The organism is Devosia honganensis (assembly GCF_042648785.1).
In the GTDB taxonomy this organism is placed as follows: domain Bacteria; phylum Pseudomonadota; class Alphaproteobacteria; order Rhizobiales; family Devosiaceae; genus Devosia; species Devosia honganensis.
The window spans coordinates 252417-268456 of sequence record NZ_JBHRYD010000013.1 but is presented as its reverse complement, the minus strand read 5'-3'; the positions used below and the strand labels follow the sequence as shown (position 1 = coordinate 268456).

Here is a 16040-nt window from a genome sequence, read left to right as displayed (position 1 = left end):
TCCTCAAATCCGCCCGTGCATGCCGTGCAGGCCTGCATAGACGCCGCCTTTTCCCAGTAGCGCCGCGTGGGTCCCGTCCTCGACGATGCCGTCGCGCGTCAGCACCAGGATGCGGTCGGCGTGGCGGATGGTGGAGAGGCGGTGGGCGATGACCAGCATGGTACGGCCCCGCGCCAGGCCCGGCAAAGCCTGCTGCACGGCGCGCTCGCTGTCATTGTCGAGGGCGCTGGTGGCCTCATCGAAGATCAGCACCGGCGGGTCCTTGAGAAAGGCCCGGGCGATGGTCAGGCGCTGCTTCTGCCCGCCCGACAGTTTTACCCCGCGCTGGCCGATATCGGTGTCGTAGCCCTGGGGCAGCGCCATGATGAAGTCATGCGCATTGGCGGCTTTGGCCGCCGCGACCACCGCATCCTCGCTCGCTCCCGGCCGGCCATAGCGCAGGTTCTGCGCCACCGTGCCGCTGAACAGATAGACGTCCTGCTGCACCACCCCGACATTGCGCCGCAGCGAGGCGAGGGTCACGTCGCGCACGTCCTGCCCGTCCAGCGTGACGCTGCCCGACAGCACGTCGTAGAATCGCGGGATCAGGCTGCATAGCGTGCTCTTGCCGACGCCGGAGGGGCCCACCAGCGCGATGAACGAGCCCGGCGCGATATCGAAGGAGATGCCGTCGAGCACGCGGGGGCCCTCCGCCTCATAGCGGAAGCCGACATTGCGGAAGCCGATGGCGCCGGCGACCTGGCCGAGCGGGCGGGCTCCGGGGCGGTCGGCGATGTCCGGCTCCTCCTCCAGCAGTTCCATGGCGCGCACGAAGCCGGTATAGCCCTCCTGCCAGAGGCGGATGAAGTTATCCAGCCGCCGCACCGGATCGACCAGCACGCCCACGCAAAGCAGCAGCGTCAGCAGGTCGGCCGGCGTCAGTTCGGCCGTGAGGATGCGGAGGGTGCCGGCCACGATCACCACGATGGTGACCAGTTGTGAAAAGCCGTCCATGCCCACCCACAGGAGCGCTTCGCTGCGATAGCCCGCCTTGCGGCTTTCGAGAAAGCGGCGGTTTTCATGCTCGAAACGGGCCAGCTCGTCCGCCTCGTTGGCGAAGGACTGCACCACGCGGATGCCGCTCAACGCGTCCTCCATCCGCTCGTTGATATCGCCGATCCGCTCCCGGCTGGTGCGCAGGGCGACATTCATCCGGCGGTTGAAGTGCATCGCGTAACCGATTGCAAACGGAATCAGAAAAGCGATCAGCAGGGCGATGACCGGATCGATATAGGCCAGCACCGCCATGGCGCCACCGAATTTCAGCACGCCGATGGCGACGTCCTCGGGGCCGTGGTGGAACAGTTCGCCCAGCCAGAGCGAGTCGTTGCCGATGCGGCTCATCAATTGGCCGGTGCGCTGCCGGTCGTAGAAGCCGAAGGAGAGCTTCTGGCAGTGCTCGAACAGCTCCCGGCGCACCTGCGCCTCGATGCGGGCGCCCATCGCATGGCCCTGATAGTCCACGAAATAGGTGGCGAGCGCCTGGACGAGGAAAACGCCCAGCATCACCGCGCCCAGCGCCATGATCTGGGCCACGGCGTCGGGCGCCGCCGCCAGTTCCGGCAGGCGGGTCACCAGAAGATTGGCCAGCAGCGGCAGGGCCAGCGCCGTGGCCGCCACCAGCCCGGCGCACAGCAGGTCGGCGATCAGCAGCGGCAGATGCGGCCGATAATAGGAAAGGAAGCGCCCGAAGCGCACTCGCGCCCGATTGGAGGATGGGCGGCGGAACGAAAGGAGGCGGGAGAGGAGGCGGCTAGGTCCGGGCTGCGCGCGCTGTTCTCCGCCGAAGGATTTTGAAGCCATGAATGACCATGTCCTGTTGCAGACGAATGTTCTTGCGATTGGACAGGGTCGTTCTCATCTTGGCCTCCAGCGGCTCGGCTTAGGGCATCGGACTGAAAGTGTCTCGCGGTTTTCAGACCATCCGATGCGCAAACAAAGAGCGAGAGCGGCGCGCAGCGTTCGGTAGAACGCACGCCGCTTCAGGGCAAAATTATGAGGTGACCGGAGCGGATGCACAATCCTCGCGCGGTCACACCTGTGTCTCTGTGACGATTCGGCAACAAAACCCCCGATTCCATGGGACGGCGCGCGCCATCAAGAGTTTGGCGACATTTCCCGCCACAATCTCTTTTTAGACAAGAGGTCTGGACATTCGGGGGCGGGTGTCTGCTCTGGCCCGGTCCTGCATATGGCAGGCCGGTTCGAGCCGTCGCTCACCCCGCTTCTAGACACGAGGCCGGCAGGACGCCGGAACGGGTGGATATGAGTGCAGGACCGCTGAACGCCGAGCTTTCCCGTCGCCAGGGGCCGAACCGCTGGCGCCGTTGTGATCGGTTTGGCCGAATGCGGTCACAAAGCGCGTTTACTGATTGTTCAGACATTGCTTTGCCCGCGATCATCCAAGGGGCAAACTCACGAATGAACAGCGGCGTCACCTTCGCCGCGACGGGTCCGGGAAAACGGAAACCGCCTGCCACGCCCGCCCATGGCTTCATGGGCGAAAGGAGTATCATGCGCACCAGTTGGGATCGTTCCCTGTCCAGTGCCGCCGCCGGATTGCTGCTCGCCCTTTGCGCCGTCGCCCCCGCCCATGCGCAGACGGCGGCCGATGCCGCGCTGGATTTCGCGCGCGTGCTCGATGGCGGGTCGATCGTTTCGAACGACACCTATCTGTCGGCGCTGGAAAGCGACGCCGCCGCCGGTCGGCCGCTGGCGCTGTGGCAGCTGGGCACCATGTACGAGAACGGCGAGGGCGTCGACAAGGACCCGGTCAAGGCCTTCGGCTATTTCGCCCAGATCGCCAATCAGCACGCCGATACTGCGCCGCGCGGGCTCGAGGCCGATATCGTCGCCTCCTCCTTCATCAAGCTGGGCGAGTATTTCCGCATCGGCGTGCCCGAGGCCGGCGTCTCGCAGAATCCCGGCGAATACCACCGTATGCTGATGCACGCGGCCACCTATTTTGGCGATGCCGAGGCGCAATATCGCGTCGGCATGCTCTACCAGCAGGAGGATGGGCTGGGGCTCAGCCCGGCGCTCAGCGCCCGCTGGCTGCAATCGGCGGCGCATAAGGGCCATTGCCTGGCGCAGGCCCAGCTCGGCGACCTGCTGTTCAACGGCATGGACAATTATCCCCCCCGTCCGGCCGAGGGCCTGATGTGGCTCAACGTCGCGCACACCACCTGCACCGGCACGCCCGACTATGCCCGGGCCGACGAACTGCTCGCCCATGCCGTCGCCCGCGCCACCCCCGAAGACCAGGCCGCCGCCCTCGCTATGGCCAAAACCGGCTTCACCGCAGCCGCGCAGTTCTGACCCGGCAGGGGTTTCCTGCCATGGACGCCGATGCTGCGTGACAGCGGGGCGGGACCTGGAACCCGCGGGAAAGACGAAGCTGCGCTACTTGAAAGTGCTAGAAAGCCTCGATGGGCAGCGCCTCGACGATGGTGCCGGCGGGCTGGCCGGGGTCGTGGCCGGGCTGGACGATGAGCATGTCGGCCCCGGCGAGGGACGAGGTGTGGCCGCTATCGGTCTGGGCGATGGGGAGGAGGGAGGGGCCTCCGGCGCCGTGGACCAGCCGGGCGCGCATGAAATGGCGGCGGGGGCCGTTGGCGGGCGTCGGGCCGGCGAGGGGGAGGCGCCAGCTCGGTGGCTCGGCGTGACCCAGAAAGGCGCGCAGCGCCGGCTTGATGAAGACGATGGCGGTGACCATGGCGGAAACCGGGTTACCGGGTAAGCCGAATACCAGCGTGCGGCCGTGCGTGCCAAACATCAGCGGCTTGCCCGGCCGCATGTCGATGCGCCAGAAATCCAGCGTCACACCGAGACTTTTGAGCGCGTCCTGCACCAGATCGTGCTCGCCGACGCTGGCGCCGCCGGTGGTGACGAGAATATCGGGTTCGCCGGCAAGGATGGCGGTGAGGCGGGCGCGCAACGCGTCGTCTTCATCAGCGGCGATGCCATGATCGTCGACGGTTTCGGCATAGGGCGCCAGCAGGGCATCCAGGCCGAAGGAGTTCGAGGCGACGATCCGGTCCGGCCCGAGCGGCTCGCCGGGCAGGACGAGCTCATCGCCGGTGGCCAGAAGCGCGATGCGGGGGCGCCTCGCAACGCTCAACGCCGCGTGATTGGCGGTGGCGGCGGCGGTGATCCGCAAGGGCGTCAGGCGCGCGCCGGTCTCGATCAGCACCGCACCTTCCGCAAAATCATTGCCCCTGGCGCGCACGCTGTGGCCGGGGCGGGCGGGTACGGAAAAGCCGACGCGATCGTCCTCGCGCCGGGCTTCCTCCTGCATGATGACGGTATCGGCACCAGGAGGCAGGGGGGCGCCGGTGAAGATGCGGACCGCCTCCCCCGGGCCGAGGCGGCCGGCAAAGCCCGCGCCGGCCTGCGACATGCCGACGACGCGCAGCGGCTTGCCCGCATCGAGATCGGCGGCGCGGAAAGCATAGCCGTCCATGGCGCTGGCATCGAAAGGCGGCTGGTCGTGCGTGGCGACGACGGGGGCGGCGAGCACCCGCCCCAGCGCCTCCCCGAGCGGCACGGTCTCTGCCAATACCGGCGGCACCCGCGCCAGAATGGCGGCCAGCGCTTCCTCGACCGGCAGGAGGCTCACGGCGCCCGCACGAAGTCGCCCGACCTGCCGCCGGATTTTTCCAGCAGGCAGATGTCGGAAACCACCATGGCCCGGTCCAGCGCCTTGGCCATGTCGTAAAGGGTAAGGGCGGCGGTGGAGGCGGCGACCAGCGCCTCCATCTCGACGCCGGTGCGTCCGGTAGTCTCGGCAGTGGCGCGGATGAGGATGGCGGCGTCGCCATCGGGCTCGATCTCGACGCTGACCCGGGTGAGGGGAATGGGGTGGCAGAGCGGAATCAAATCGGCGGTCTTCTTGGCCGCCATGATGCCGGCAATGCGCGCCACGGCCAGCGCATCGCCCTTTTGCAGACCGCCGCCGAATATGGCCGCCATGGTCGCGGCCGCGCCGGCGAGCCGCGCCTGAGCCACGGCGCGCCGCCTGGTGACCGCCTTGCCGCCGATATTGACGATATGGGCCTGGCCCTTCTCGTCGAGATGGGTCAGCCCGCCGCCAGCCATCAGCGGGCCATTTCTGGGGCGCCGGTGAGCAGGGCGCGGGTGGCCGCGGCCACGTCCGGCTGGCGCATCAGGCTTTCCCCGACGAGGAAGGTGCCGACGCCGCAGCGCTCCTCCAGCATCAGCACATGCTCATGGGTGACGATGCCGCTTTCGCTGACCAGCAGCACGTCATCGGGTACGCCGGACGCCAGATTGACCGTGGTGTCCAGCGTGGTCTCGAAGGTGCGCAGATTGCGGTTGTTGATGCCGATGAATTTGGCGTCCAGCGACAGGGCTCGGTCCAGTTCGGGCTGGTCGTGCACCTCCACCAGCGCATCCATGCCCCATTCGCGGGCGGCGTCGAGCAGATAGCGGGCTGCGTCATCGCCCACGGCGGCAAGGATGACGAGGATGCAGTCGCCCCCCCAGGACCGGGCCTCGGCGACCTGATAGGTCTCGAAGAGAAAATCCTTGCGCAGGGCGGGCAGGGCGGTGGCGGCACGCGCCTCGACGAGATAATCGGGCGCGCCCTGGAAGCTGGGGCCGTCGGTGAGCACGGACAGGCAGGCGGCGCCGGCGCTTTCATAGGCCCGGGCAATGCGGGCCGGATCGAAATCGGCGCGGATCAGGCCTTTGGAGGGACTGGCCTTCTTCACCTCGGCAATGAGGGCGAAGCGGCCATCGCGGCGCTTGCGCTCGATGGCCTCGACGAAGCCGCGCGGCGGGGGCTGGTCATGGGCTTTGGCCACCACTTCCGCCCAGGGGCGGGCGGTCTTGGCCGCCGCAATCTCCTCGCGCTTATAGGCTTCGATCTGCTTGAGAATATCGGTCATCACGCTCGTCCGTTCGATGCCGCCACCAGGCGGGCGAGGGTCTGTCCGGCCTTGCCGCTGTCGATCGTCTCGCGCGCCAGGGCAATGCCGTCCTCGATTGTGGCCACCTTATCGGCCACGAGCAAGGCCGCGCCGGCATTGAGCAGCACGGTATCGCGATAGGCGCCGGGCGCGCCCTCGAAAAGGGCCAAAATGGCGGCGGCGTTGTCGGACGGCTCGCCGCCCAGCAGATCCCGGGGATCGGTCAGCTCGAGGCCGACCTGTTCGGGATGCAGTTCGAAGCTGCGCAAATCGCCGCCGGCGATCTGGGCGACGAAATTCGGGCCGGAGGTCGACAACTCGTCGAGGCCCTCGCTCGAATGCACCACCCAGGCCTTGATGGCGCGGTTGGCCAGCAGGGCCGCCGCGACCGGCTCGACCCATTCCCGGGAATAGACGCCGAGCAGATAGCGGCGAACGCCGGCGGGATTGGCTTGGGGACCCAAGAGGTTGAAGAGGGTTCTTACACCCATTTCCGAACGTGCCGGACCAACGTGGCGCATGGCGGGATGGTGATGCGGCGCGAACATGAAGCCGATGCCGGCCTCGGCGATGGTGCGGCCGATCTCGTCGGGGGCGAGATCGAGCCGGACGCCGAGCGCCTCCAATGCCTGCGAGGAGCCGGAGCGCGAGGACAGCGCCTTGTTACCATGCTTGGCCACGGGCACGCCGGCGCCGGCCACGACGAGGGCGGCAGCGGTGGAGATGTTGAGGCTGCCCACGCCATCGCCGCCCGTACCCACGATGTCGATGGCGTTTTCCGGGGCCGCGACCGGGACCATCTGCTCGCGCAGGATGGAGACGGCGGCGGCGATCTCGCCCACGGTCTCGCCCTTGACCCGCATGCCCATGAGAAAGGCGCCGGTCTGGGCGGGCGTGGCCTCGCCGGCCATGATGATGCGCATGACGCTGCGCATCTCCTCGCCGGTCAGGTCCTTGCGGTCGGCGATCCTGTTGAGGGCCTGCCTGATGTCCATCACGCTGCCTTTCCTGTGTTGAAATCGCGGGCGAGGTTCAGGAAATTCTGCAACAGCGCATGGCCGTTCTCGGAGGCGATGCTTTCGGGGTGGAACTGCACGCCGTGGAGCGGCAGGCGCCGGTGCTGCATGCCCATGACGAGCCCGTCATCGGTGGTGGCGGTGACTTCCAGCTCCCCGGGCAGGGTTTCCCGGCGCACGATCAGCGAATGGTAGCGGGTGGCCTCGAAGCCGGCATTGAGGCCGCGGAACAGTCCCGTGCCGGTGTGCTCGATGCGGCTGGTCTTGCCGTGGAAGAGGCTGGGGGCGCGAACGACTTCGCCGCCCAGGGCCTGGCCGATGGCCTGATGGCCCAGGCAGACCCCCAGAATGGGGATTTCACTCTTGAAGCGGTCGATGAGCCCGAGGCAGATGCCGGCCTCGCCGGGCGTCCGCGGGCCGGGGGAAAGCACGACGGCCTCCGGCGCCATAGCGGCGATCTCGTCGAGCGTGATCTTGTCGTTGCGCTTGACGGTGACGTCCGCGCCCAGTTCCCCGAGGAAATGGACGAGGTTGTAGGTAAAGCTGTCGTAATTATCGATGACGAGGGTTCTGGTCATTTCACATGATCCTCAACAGGGTGGTTCTGGTGCTGCCGTTCAGAACCAGCCCCGCCATCGAAAACTGGATTTCCCCACACCCATGCGATGATGCGGCACCCCCTGGATTGCCCGGACAAGCCGGGCAATGACGATAGAGGGGAAACGAGCATAGACGACGATAGGGAATATTGCAGCCTGCCCCATATTCATTGTCCCACTCCGGCCTCGCCGGCATAACGTAGCGCCTCCTCGGCGGCGCTGAACAGGGCGCGGGCCTTGTTTTCGCATTCGAGCTGCTCGAGCTCGGGCCGGCTGTCGGCGACGATGCCGGCCCCGGACTGGACGTGCAGCCTCCCGTCCTTGACGATGCCGGTGCGCAGCACGATGCAGGTATCCATGGTGCCATCGGCGCCGAAATAGCCCACGCAGCCGCCATAGACGCCGCGCCGCGACTTCTCCAGCTCGTCGATGATCTCCATGGCCCGCACCTTGGGGGCGCCGGATACGGTGCCAGCCGGAAAGCCGGCCGAGAGCGCGTCCACGAAATCATATTGCGGGTCCAGCACGCCGACCACATTGGAGACGATGTGCATGACGTGGGAATAATATTCGAGGAAGAACTGATCGGTGACCTTCACCGTGCCGGTGCGGGCGACGCGGCCCACATCGTTGCGGCCCAGATCGAGCAGCATCAGGTGCTCGGCCAGTTCCTTGGGGTCGCTGAGCAGTTCGGCGGCCAGTTCCTGATCCCGCGTGGGGGTCGAGCCGCGCTTGCGAGTGCCGGCAATGGGGCGGATGGTCACCTCCCCGTCCTGCACCCGCACCAGGATTTCCGGGCTTGACCCGGCGATGGCAAAGCCGCCGAAATCGAGGAAATACATATAGGGGCTGGGATTGGTGCGCCGCAGCGCCCTGTAGAGCGCCGTGGGCGGCAAGGTGAAGTCGGCCGAGAAGCGCTGGCTCAACACCACCTGAAAAATATCGCCGGCGCCGATATAGTCCTTGGCCTTCGCCACCATGGAGAAATATTCGTCGCGCGTCGTATTGCTGGTGACGGTGATGGATTCGAGATCGGGCAGGGCGGGCGTCGCCGGCATGGCGCGGGACAGGCGCGCGATGGCGTCGTCGATGCGGCTTTCGGCGGCGGCAAGAGCCTGAGCGGCGCTGACGCCGGGGCGCACATGGACCGGGGCGGTCAGATAGAGTTCGTCCTTGAGCGTGTCGAAAATGGCCAGCAGGGAGGGACGCATCAGCACCGCCTCGGGCGTGCCCAGTTCTTCCGCTTTGTCGGTGGGCAGATGCTCCATGTAGCGGACCATCTCATAGCCGAGATAGCCGTAAATGCCGGCCGATTGCGGCGGCAGACCTTCGGGGACCTCGATGCGGCTTTCCGCCACCAGCTCGCGCAACGCGTCGAGCGGCATGTCGGGCATGGGCTCGAAAGCGTCCGGCGCGAGTTGCGCGTTCCGGTTGATGGCGGCCTTGCCGTCCTCGACCTTGAGGATCAGGTCGGGCAGCAGGCCGATGATCGAATAGCGGCCGCGCGTCGTGCCGTCCTGAACGCTCTCGAGCAGGAAGGAATGATGGCGGCCTTCCGCGAGCTTCAGGTACGTCCCGACCGGTGTTTCCAGATCCGCCACGATGCGGCGCCAGACGATTCCAGACTTTCCGGCATCGTATTGCTCGGTAAAGCGCTTGGAAAACTCGTCGTCCATCTTGCTCTGGTTCCGGTTGGGGATGGCGGCCGGCTCTATTGGCCGTAATTCTGCTCGAGAAGCTGGGTCAGCGCCTGCTGGTTGACCCGCAGGCCGGCATCGTCGCGGATCGCCGCGATGAATTCGGAGTAAAGGCCCACCCTCGCTTCGTCGTCGATGCTGGCGACGGTGCCGGCATCCAGCGGCTCGGAAGGCTCGGTGCCGTCCACGACCTCGAAGACGATGAAATCGCCGCCCTGGCTCACGACCGAACCCCGGTGGTCCGGGCCGCCCGAGAAGGCGGCCGAGGCGACCACGGGGTCGATGGTACCATCATCGGAGCCGAAGCGCGAAAAGGCGGTGCTGATCTGCGGGAAGACGTTGAGCGACATGGCGATATCGGCCAGCGCCTCGCCCTCCTCAAGACGGCCGACGATGTCCTCGCCCAACGCCAGCAGGGCATTATGGGTGCGCTCCTCGAGCAGGGCGGTTTCGACGGCGTCGCGCACTTCGTCCAGGGTCTGGTCGCGGGCCGGGGCGATTTCGTCCAGGTCGAACCAGATATGGGCACTGCCGCTCAGCATCACGGCGGGGATCAGGCGGTCCTGATGCGCGGCGAAGATCGCCTGAGCGACCCGCTGATAGTCGGAAGGATCAAGATCCGGCACCGCGGCCAGCTCGGCCCCGCCCGAAGTCACGTCGAGCTTGCGAACCGGCAGGTCGAAGCGCTCGCCGATTTCCTCGATCGGCCGGAAGGCGGCGCGCAATTCCTCGATCTGGTCCAGAACCTCATTGACGCGGTTGCGCGCGGTGGCGGTGGCGAGGTTTTCGGCGATATCGTCGCGCGCCTCCTCCAGCGTGGGGGCGCGTTCGGGCTGGATTTCGGCGACATGCACGGCGCGCTTGCCGCCCACGCCCGCAATGATGGCGAAACCGCCCTCATCGAGGCCAAAAGCGGCCTCGGCGAGGCGTGCATCGGTCACTTCGCCACGCGTGAGAGTGCCCAGGCTCGAGGGCGTCAGGCCGACTTCCGCAATCAGCGTGCCGAAATCCGTGCCGGCTGCGAGGCCTGCCTCGAACTGCGCTTCCAATTCGGGCGTGTTCAGCGGCAGCTGTTCGATGGTGCGGCGCTCGGGCGTCGTCAGCGTCGCGCGGATACGCTCATATTCGGCGGCGATCTGGGCATCGTCCACTGTCAGGGTGGCGGCGAGCGAGGCGACGGAAAGATCCAGCAGCGTCACGGTGCGGGTCTCGACCGTGCGATATTCGCCTTGATGTTCGGCCAGATAGGCCGCCAGCTCCGCTTCGGTGGGCGCCGCCGGCGGCTCGACATTGGCATCGCTCAGCGTGATGTAGTCGATAGTGCGGGTGGAGGCGGCGTAGTCGTTGATGAGATCGGTGGCGACGGCGGGTAGGGCGGTGTCGGCCAGCACCGCGCGGAGGATCTGCTCGCGCCGCGCTTCGCTGCCGCGGGCCTCGAAATATTCGGTCTCGGTCCAGCCGGCGCCCTGCAGAACCTGATTGAAGATGCCGGGTTCGAACGTGCCCAGCGTGCCGTGGAAGGAAGGGTCCTGGCGCAGCATCTGGGCCAGCTTGGCATCGGATACGCCCAAGCCGAACTGATTGGCGAGCAGGTCGAGCGCGGCGCTTTCGGACAGGCCCAGCAGCACGGCGGAGGGGAGGCCCATGGCTTCGGCCTGGCTGGTGGTAGGAACCGAGCCAAGCTGGGTGGCCACGCGGCTCACCTGGGATTGATAGGCGCGCAGGAATTCGCGGGCGTTGATTTCCTCGCTGCCGACACGCGCGACGGTATTGCTGCCCAGATCGAGGATCACATTGTTGATGCCGAACCCTGCGAGCCCGACCAAAAGGAAGCCTCCCATGATCTTTCCCGGCCAGGATTTTGCAAAATCACGCAAACCATCGAGCATCTTCGAGCGTTCCAGTTCAGGGGCCGACCCTTTGCCAAAGAAGCAAGGGCAGACTACTAAGACAATCCGACAGCCGGGGTTAGGGCAAAGCCCTCTCCGGCGCAAGAGGCAGGAGTAGCAAGATTGACGACCATCTCACCGCTGATCGCCGGAAACTGGAAGATGAACGGGCTCACCCATTCGCTGGGAGAGTTGACTGAGCTGGCGCGGCTGCTGACTGCCGGCGAGGCGCCCCGGGCCCTCGTCGTCGTCTGTCCGCCCGCAACGCTGCTCGCCGCAGTGGCCGCCCAGGGCGCCTCCAGCGGCATCATCGCGGGGGGGCAGGACTGCCACGTCAATGCCTCGGGCGCCCATACCGGCGACATCGCCGCCGGGATGCTGGCCGATGCGGGCGCGCAATATGTGATCGTGGGCCATTCGGAGCGCCGCACCGATCACGCGGAAACGGACGATGAGGTGCGCGCCAAGGCCGAAGCGGCCATTGGGGCCGGGCTCAAGCCGATCATCTGCGTGGGCGAAACCGAGCAGCAGCGCGATGCCGGCGATGCCGAGGCGGTGGTCATCGCCCAGATCGACGGAGCCATTCCCGACGCGGCCGAGCAGCACGAGATCATCGTCGCCTACGAACCCATCTGGGCCATCGGCACCGGCCGCACGCCGAGCCTCGAGGAGATCGCCCAGATTCACAGAGTCATCCGAGACCGGCTGGTGGAGCGGTTCGGCGAGCGGGGGCAGATCATCCGCATTCTCTATGGCGGCTCGCTGAAACCCCACAATGCCCGCGAGATCCTGGCGGTCGAGAACGTCAATGGCGGGCTGGTGGGCGGTGCCAGCCTCTTGGCAAAAGACTTCTATACGATTATCTCCGCCGTATAGCAGGACGGCTCATGCCCCGATCGCGGCGAAAATCGCCGCAATCGGCTGGTATTCGCCGTTCGAGGGGTGTATGACCCCGCATCCTCATGAACCCTGGGTCCGGCCTCGGCGCGGGACCCGGCCCGAAGCGAAGACAAGAATTTCATGGCCAACGTTCTGCTCGTCGCCTATCTGCTGATCGCGCTGGCGCTGATCGTCGTTATCCTGATCCAGCGGTCCGAAGGCGGCGCGTTGGGGATCGGCGGCGGGGGCGGCGGCGGGCTGATGACCGCGCGCGGCTCGGCCAATCTACTCACCCGCACCACGGCGATCCTGGCGACGCTGTTTTTCGCCGCGGCCATCGGCCTGACCGTGCTGAGCGAGTTCGACCGTGGCACCAGCGGCATCCTGGACAGCGCCGTCACCATGCCCGACGGCCAGCAGCCGGCGACGGTCCTGGACGCGCTCAACGCCATGCAGGGCGACTTCTCCGACCTGCCGCTGCCCGCCGAGGCGCAGACGCCGGCGCCGGGCGGCATCGAGAGCGACCTGCCGGTTCCGCAGGCTCCCGCCGCAGGCACCGACACCGCCCCCGCGGCTCCCAGCGAAACGCCCGCCGCGCCCGAGGGCAACTGACCCGCCGAGAGGCGAAACGGGAAAAGGGGATGGCAACATCCCCTTATTCTTTTGTGTAGCGCGCGGAGGCACTTCCGCGAATCGTTTCTGATATGCTTATGGTGATCGCCCATGGCTCGGTACGTTTTTATCACCGGAGGCGTGGTTTCCTCCCTTGGCAAAGGTCTGGCTTCGGCGGCGCTCGGCGCGGTGCTGCAGGCACGCGGCTACAAGGTCCGCCTGAGGAAGCTCGACCCCTATCTCAACGTCGATCCGGGAACGATGTCGCCCACCCAGCACGGCGAGGTCTTCGTCACCGATGACGGGGCGGAAACGGACCTCGACCTGGGGCATTACGAGCGCTTCACCGGCAGGGCGGCCAATCGGCGCGACAACATCACCTCGGGCCGCATCTATTCGGAATTGCTGGCCAAGGAGCGCAGGGGCGAATTCCTCGGCGCCACCGTGCAGGTGATTCCGCACGTCACCGACGCCATCAAGGATTTCGTGCTGGAGGGAAACGAGGATTTCGATTTCGTGCTGGTCGAGATCGGCGGCACGGTGGGCGATATCGAAGGACTGCCCTTCTTCGAGGCCATCCGCCAGCTCGGCAACGAACTGCCGCGCGGCCATGCCGCCTATCTGCACCTGACGCTGATGCCCTATATCCCCTCGGCGGGGGAATTGAAGACCAAGCCGACCCAGCATTCGGTCAAGGAACTGCGATCCATCGGCATCGCCCCGGACGTGCTGCTGGTGCGCTGCGACCGCCCCATCCCGGACGGCGAGAAGAAGAAGCTGTCGCTGTTCTGCAATGTGCGCGAAAGCGCCGTCATCCAAGGCCTCGACGTCGCCTCCATCTACGATGTGCCGATCGCCTATCACCGGGAAGGCCTCGACCGGGAAATCCTCGCCGCCTTCGGCATCGCCGATGCGCCCGAGCCCGACCTGAGCGTCTGGGAAGAGGTATCGCGCCGCTACCACAATCCCGAAGGCGAGGTGAACATCGCCATCGTGGGCAAGTATACCGGCCTCAAGGACGCCTATAAATCGCTCTCGGAAGCCCTGATCCATGGCGGCATCGCCAATAAGATCAAGGTCAATCTGCAATGGATCGACTCGGAAGTCTTCGAGCGCGACGAGCCGGCGCCCTATCTCGAGCATGTGCACGGCATACTGGTGCCGGGCGGGTTCGGCGAGCGCGGCTCGGCCGGCAAGATCGAGGCGGCCCGGTTCGCCCGGATCAAGGACGTGCCCTATTTCGGCATCTGTTTCGGCATGCAGATGGCCTGCATCGAGGCGGCGCGCAACACGGCCGGTATCAAGAACGCCTCCTCTACCGAATTCGGGCCCACCAAGGAGCCCATCGTCGGCATGATGACCGAATGGGTGAAGGGCAACGAGACGGAAAGCCGCTCTGCCGAAGGCGATCTGGGCGGCACGCTGCGCCTGGGCGCCTACCCGGCCCAGCTCACCCGCGGCTCGCGCGTCGCCGACATCTATGGCACCACCCGCATTTCCGAGCGCCATCGCCACCGCTACGAGGTGAACATGGATTATCGCAAAGTGCTGGAAAAGAACGGATTGCTGTTCTCCGGCGTCTCGCCCGACGGCAAGCTGCCCGAGATCGTCGAGCGCACCGACCATCCCTGGTTCATCGGCGTGCAGTTCCATCCCGAGCTGAAGTCGAAACCCTTCGAGCCGCACCCGCTCTTCACCAGCTTCGTTGCCGCCGCGCTGGACCAGAGCCGGCTGGTCTAGCCATGGCGGAGCCGATCAATCTTCGAACTGCCCGCAAGGCCAGGGCCCGCGCCGAAAAAGAAGCGAAGGCGGAGGCCAACCGGCTCAAATTCGGCCGCACCAAGGCGGAGCGGCAGAGGCAGGACGCGGAACGGGCCCGGGCAGACAAGCATGTCGAGGGGCACAAGCGGGAGGATTGAAGGGGCCTCCTCACGCGGCAGCCGCCTTGGGATATGAAGGGCAGAGGCCTGTGCGCGAGGTTTTTTGTGCTGTCCCTCTTTCCCTTGTCACACGGCGCGTCTAGACAGGCTTGAACATCCCCGGAAATCAAGAGGAAGGGCAGGAATGTCTTCTATCATCCATGTCAACGGCCGCCAGATCTATGACAGCCGCGGCAATCCGACCGTCGAGGTCGATGTGGTGCTGGACGATGGCAGCTTCGGCCGCGCCGCCGTTCCCTCAGGGGCCTCGACCGGCGCGCATGAGGCGGTCGAGCTACGCGACGGCGGCAAGCTGCATCTGGGCAAGGGCGTCACCCAGGCGGTCGAGAACGTCAACACCACCATCGCCGACGAGATCCTGGGCATGGACGGGCTCGACCAACTCGCCATCGACCAGGCCATGATCGACCTGGACGGCACCGCCAACAAGGGCAAGCTGGGCGCCAACGCCATTCTGGGTGTGTCGCTGGCCGTGGCCAAGGCCGCCGCCGAATCCAGCGAGCTGCCGCTTTACCGCTATATCGGCGGCCCGAACGCCCATGTGCTGCCGGTGCCGATGATGAACATCATCAATGGCGGCGAACATGCCGACAATCCCATCGACATGCAGGAATTCATGGTCATGCCCGTGGGCGCCACGAGCCTGGCGGACGCCGTCCGCATCGGTTCGGAAATATTCCATACGCTGCGCAAGGGCCTGGCCGAGGACGGCCACAACACCAATGTGGGCGACGAGGGCGGCTTCGCCCCCAATCTCAAATCCACCGACGAAGCGCTGGGTTTCATCATGCGCTCGATCGAAAAGGCCGGCTACAAGCCGGGCGAGGACGTCTTCCTCGGTCTCGATTGCGCCGCGACCGAATATTACAAGGGCGGAAAATACGAAATGGCGGGCGAGGGCAAGTCGCTCTCTTCCGACGAGAACGTACGGTTTCTCGAAGACCTCGTGGGCCGCTATCCGATCATCTCCATCGAAGACGGCATGGCCGAGGACGACTGGGACGGCTGGAAGGCGCTGACCGAGGCCATCGGCAAGACGGTGCAACTGGTGGGCGACGATCTCTTCGTCACCAATACGGCGCGGCTCGTATCCGGCATCAAGATGGGCGTGGCCAACTCCATCCTCGTCAAGGTCAACCAGATCGGCTCGCTGTCCGAGACGCTCAGCGCCGTCGATACCGCGCACCGCGCCGCCTATACTTCGGTCATGTCGCACCGCTCGGGGGAAACCGAGGATTCGACCATTGCCGATCTGGCGGTGGCGCTCAATTGCGGGCAGATCAAGACCGGCTCGCTGTCGCGCTCCGACCGCCTGGCCAAGTACAACCAGCTCATCCGCATCGAGGAACAGCTCGGTTCTTCGGCGAAATATGCCGGCTACTCGGTGGTCAAGGGCCGCTGACCGGTTCGCATGACGTTACGGAAAGCCCGGCGGAGAC

The 16040-nt window shown here is 66.1% G+C and carries 14 protein-coding genes; 6 read left to right on the top strand and 8 right to left on the bottom strand.

Annotated elements, in window-relative coordinates; genetic code table 11:
• Positions 1-3: 3 nt before the first annotated feature.
• Positions 4-1842, bottom strand: coding sequence for an ABC transporter ATP-binding protein (locus ACFOOL_RS14440; RefSeq protein WP_380097946.1), 1839 nt, complete (start codon positions 1840-1842; stop codon positions 4-6).
• A 618-nt stretch (positions 1843-2460) separates the two neighbouring features.
• Between ACFOOL_RS14440 and ACFOOL_RS14435 the strand changes: the two genes are divergently transcribed.
• The gene (locus tag ACFOOL_RS14435; protein WP_380097945.1) at positions 2461-3357 is read left to right on the top strand and encodes a tetratricopeptide repeat protein; all 897 of its coding nucleotides are present in this window, start codon (positions 2461-2463) and stop codon (positions 3355-3357) included.
• Positions 3358-3454: 97 nt separating this feature from the next.
• On the opposite strand, the gene ACFOOL_RS14430 is transcribed toward ACFOOL_RS14435, so the two are convergent.
• From ACFOOL_RS14430 to ACFOOL_RS14400, 7 genes are all read right to left on the bottom strand, one after another.
• On the bottom strand, positions 3455-4657 hold the full coding sequence (locus ACFOOL_RS14430; protein WP_380097943.1) for a molybdopterin molybdotransferase MoeA: 1203 nt from the start codon (positions 4655-4657) through the stop codon (positions 3455-3457).
• Positions 4654-5136, bottom strand: coding sequence for a cyclic pyranopterin monophosphate synthase MoaC (moaC, locus tag ACFOOL_RS14425; RefSeq protein WP_380097942.1), 483 nt, complete (start codon positions 5134-5136; stop codon positions 4654-4656). The genes ACFOOL_RS14430 and moaC overlap by 4 nt, the downstream gene beginning before the upstream one ends.
• Positions 5136-5951 carry an indole-3-glycerol phosphate synthase TrpC gene (gene trpC, locus ACFOOL_RS14420; RefSeq protein WP_380097941.1) on the bottom strand — a complete coding sequence of 272 codons (816 nt, stop codon included), beginning with the start codon at positions 5949-5951 and terminating at the stop codon, positions 5136-5138. Before trpC ends, moaC begins: the two co-directional genes overlap by 1 nt.
• Positions 5948-6967: an anthranilate phosphoribosyltransferase gene (trpD, locus tag ACFOOL_RS14415; RefSeq protein ID WP_380097939.1), complete on the bottom strand. Its 1020-nt coding sequence runs from the start codon at positions 6965-6967 to the stop codon at positions 5948-5950. Before trpD ends, trpC begins: the two co-directional genes overlap by 4 nt.
• On the bottom strand, positions 6964-7563 hold the full coding sequence (locus ACFOOL_RS14410; protein ID WP_380097938.1) for an anthranilate synthase component II: 600 nt from the start codon (positions 7561-7563) through the stop codon (positions 6964-6966). The genes trpD and ACFOOL_RS14410 overlap by 4 nt, the downstream gene beginning before the upstream one ends.
• A gap of 188 nt (positions 7564-7751) precedes the next feature.
• Positions 7752-9260 (bottom strand): anthranilate synthase component I, encoded by a 1509-nt coding sequence (trpE, locus tag ACFOOL_RS14405; protein WP_380097936.1) that lies wholly within the window; start codon positions 9258-9260, stop codon positions 7752-7754.
• 35 nt (positions 9261-9295) lie between these two features.
• Positions 9296-11170, bottom strand: a complete 1875-nt coding sequence (locus tag ACFOOL_RS14400) for a peptidylprolyl isomerase (protein WP_380097935.1) — start codon at positions 11168-11170, stop codon at positions 9296-9298.
• A 123-nt stretch (positions 11171-11293) separates the two neighbouring features.
• On the opposite strand from ACFOOL_RS14400, the gene tpiA reads away from it, so the two are divergent.
• The 5 genes from tpiA to eno all read left to right on the top strand — a co-directional run bounded on the left by tpiA (position 11294) and on the right by eno (position 16003).
• Positions 11294-12046 (top strand): triose-phosphate isomerase, encoded by a 753-nt coding sequence (gene tpiA / locus ACFOOL_RS14395; RefSeq protein ID WP_380097934.1) that lies wholly within the window; start codon positions 11294-11296, stop codon positions 12044-12046.
• A gap of 144 nt (positions 12047-12190) precedes the next feature.
• On the top strand, positions 12191-12661 hold the full coding sequence (secG, locus tag ACFOOL_RS14390; RefSeq protein ID WP_380097932.1) for a preprotein translocase subunit SecG: 471 nt from the start codon (positions 12191-12193) through the stop codon (positions 12659-12661).
• 111 nt (positions 12662-12772) lie between these two features.
• Positions 12773-14401 carry a CTP synthase gene (locus tag ACFOOL_RS14385; RefSeq protein WP_380097931.1) on the top strand — a complete coding sequence of 543 codons (1629 nt, stop codon included), beginning with the start codon at positions 12773-12775 and terminating at the stop codon, positions 14399-14401.
• Between the two features lie 2 nt (positions 14402-14403).
• Complete coding sequence (locus ACFOOL_RS14380) at positions 14404-14580, top strand: DUF4169 family protein (protein ID WP_380097930.1); 177 nt, start codon at positions 14404-14406, stop codon at positions 14578-14580.
• A 145-nt stretch (positions 14581-14725) separates the two neighbouring features.
• Positions 14726-16003 (top strand): phosphopyruvate hydratase, encoded by a 1278-nt coding sequence (gene eno / locus ACFOOL_RS14375; RefSeq protein WP_380097929.1) that lies wholly within the window; start codon positions 14726-14728, stop codon positions 16001-16003.
• Positions 16004-16040: the final 37 nt, after the last annotated feature.

Excerpts from the sequence above, each read along its gene's own strand:
- ACFOOL_RS14440 (WP_380097946.1), bottom strand. The coding sequence starts at position 1,842 with ATGGCTTCAAAATCCTTCGGCGGAGAACAGCGCGCGCAGCCCGGACCT.
- ACFOOL_RS14435 (WP_380097945.1), top strand. The coding sequence starts at position 2,461 with ATGAACAGCGGCGTCACCTTCGCCGCGACGGGTCCGGGAAAACGGAAA.
- moaC (WP_380097942.1), bottom strand. The coding sequence starts at position 5,136 with ATGGCTGGCGGCGGGCTGACCCATCTCGACGAGAAGGGCCAGGCCCAT.
- ACFOOL_RS14410 (WP_380097938.1), bottom strand. The coding sequence starts at position 7,563 with ATGACCAGAACCCTCGTCATCGATAATTACGACAGCTTTACCTACAAC.
- trpE (WP_380097936.1), bottom strand. The coding sequence starts at position 9,260 with ATGGACGACGAGTTTTCCAAGCGCTTTACCGAGCAATACGATGCCGGA.
- ACFOOL_RS14400 (WP_380097935.1), bottom strand. The coding sequence starts at position 11,170 with ATGCTCGATGGTTTGCGTGATTTTGCAAAATCCTGGCCGGGAAAGATC.
- secG (WP_380097932.1), top strand. The coding sequence starts at position 12,191 with ATGGCCAACGTTCTGCTCGTCGCCTATCTGCTGATCGCGCTGGCGCTG.
- ACFOOL_RS14385 (WP_380097931.1), top strand. The coding sequence starts at position 12,773 with ATGGCTCGGTACGTTTTTATCACCGGAGGCGTGGTTTCCTCCCTTGGC.
- ACFOOL_RS14380 (WP_380097930.1), top strand. The coding sequence starts at position 14,404 with ATGGCGGAGCCGATCAATCTTCGAACTGCCCGCAAGGCCAGGGCCCGC.
- eno (WP_380097929.1), top strand. The coding sequence starts at position 14,726 with ATGTCTTCTATCATCCATGTCAACGGCCGCCAGATCTATGACAGCCGC.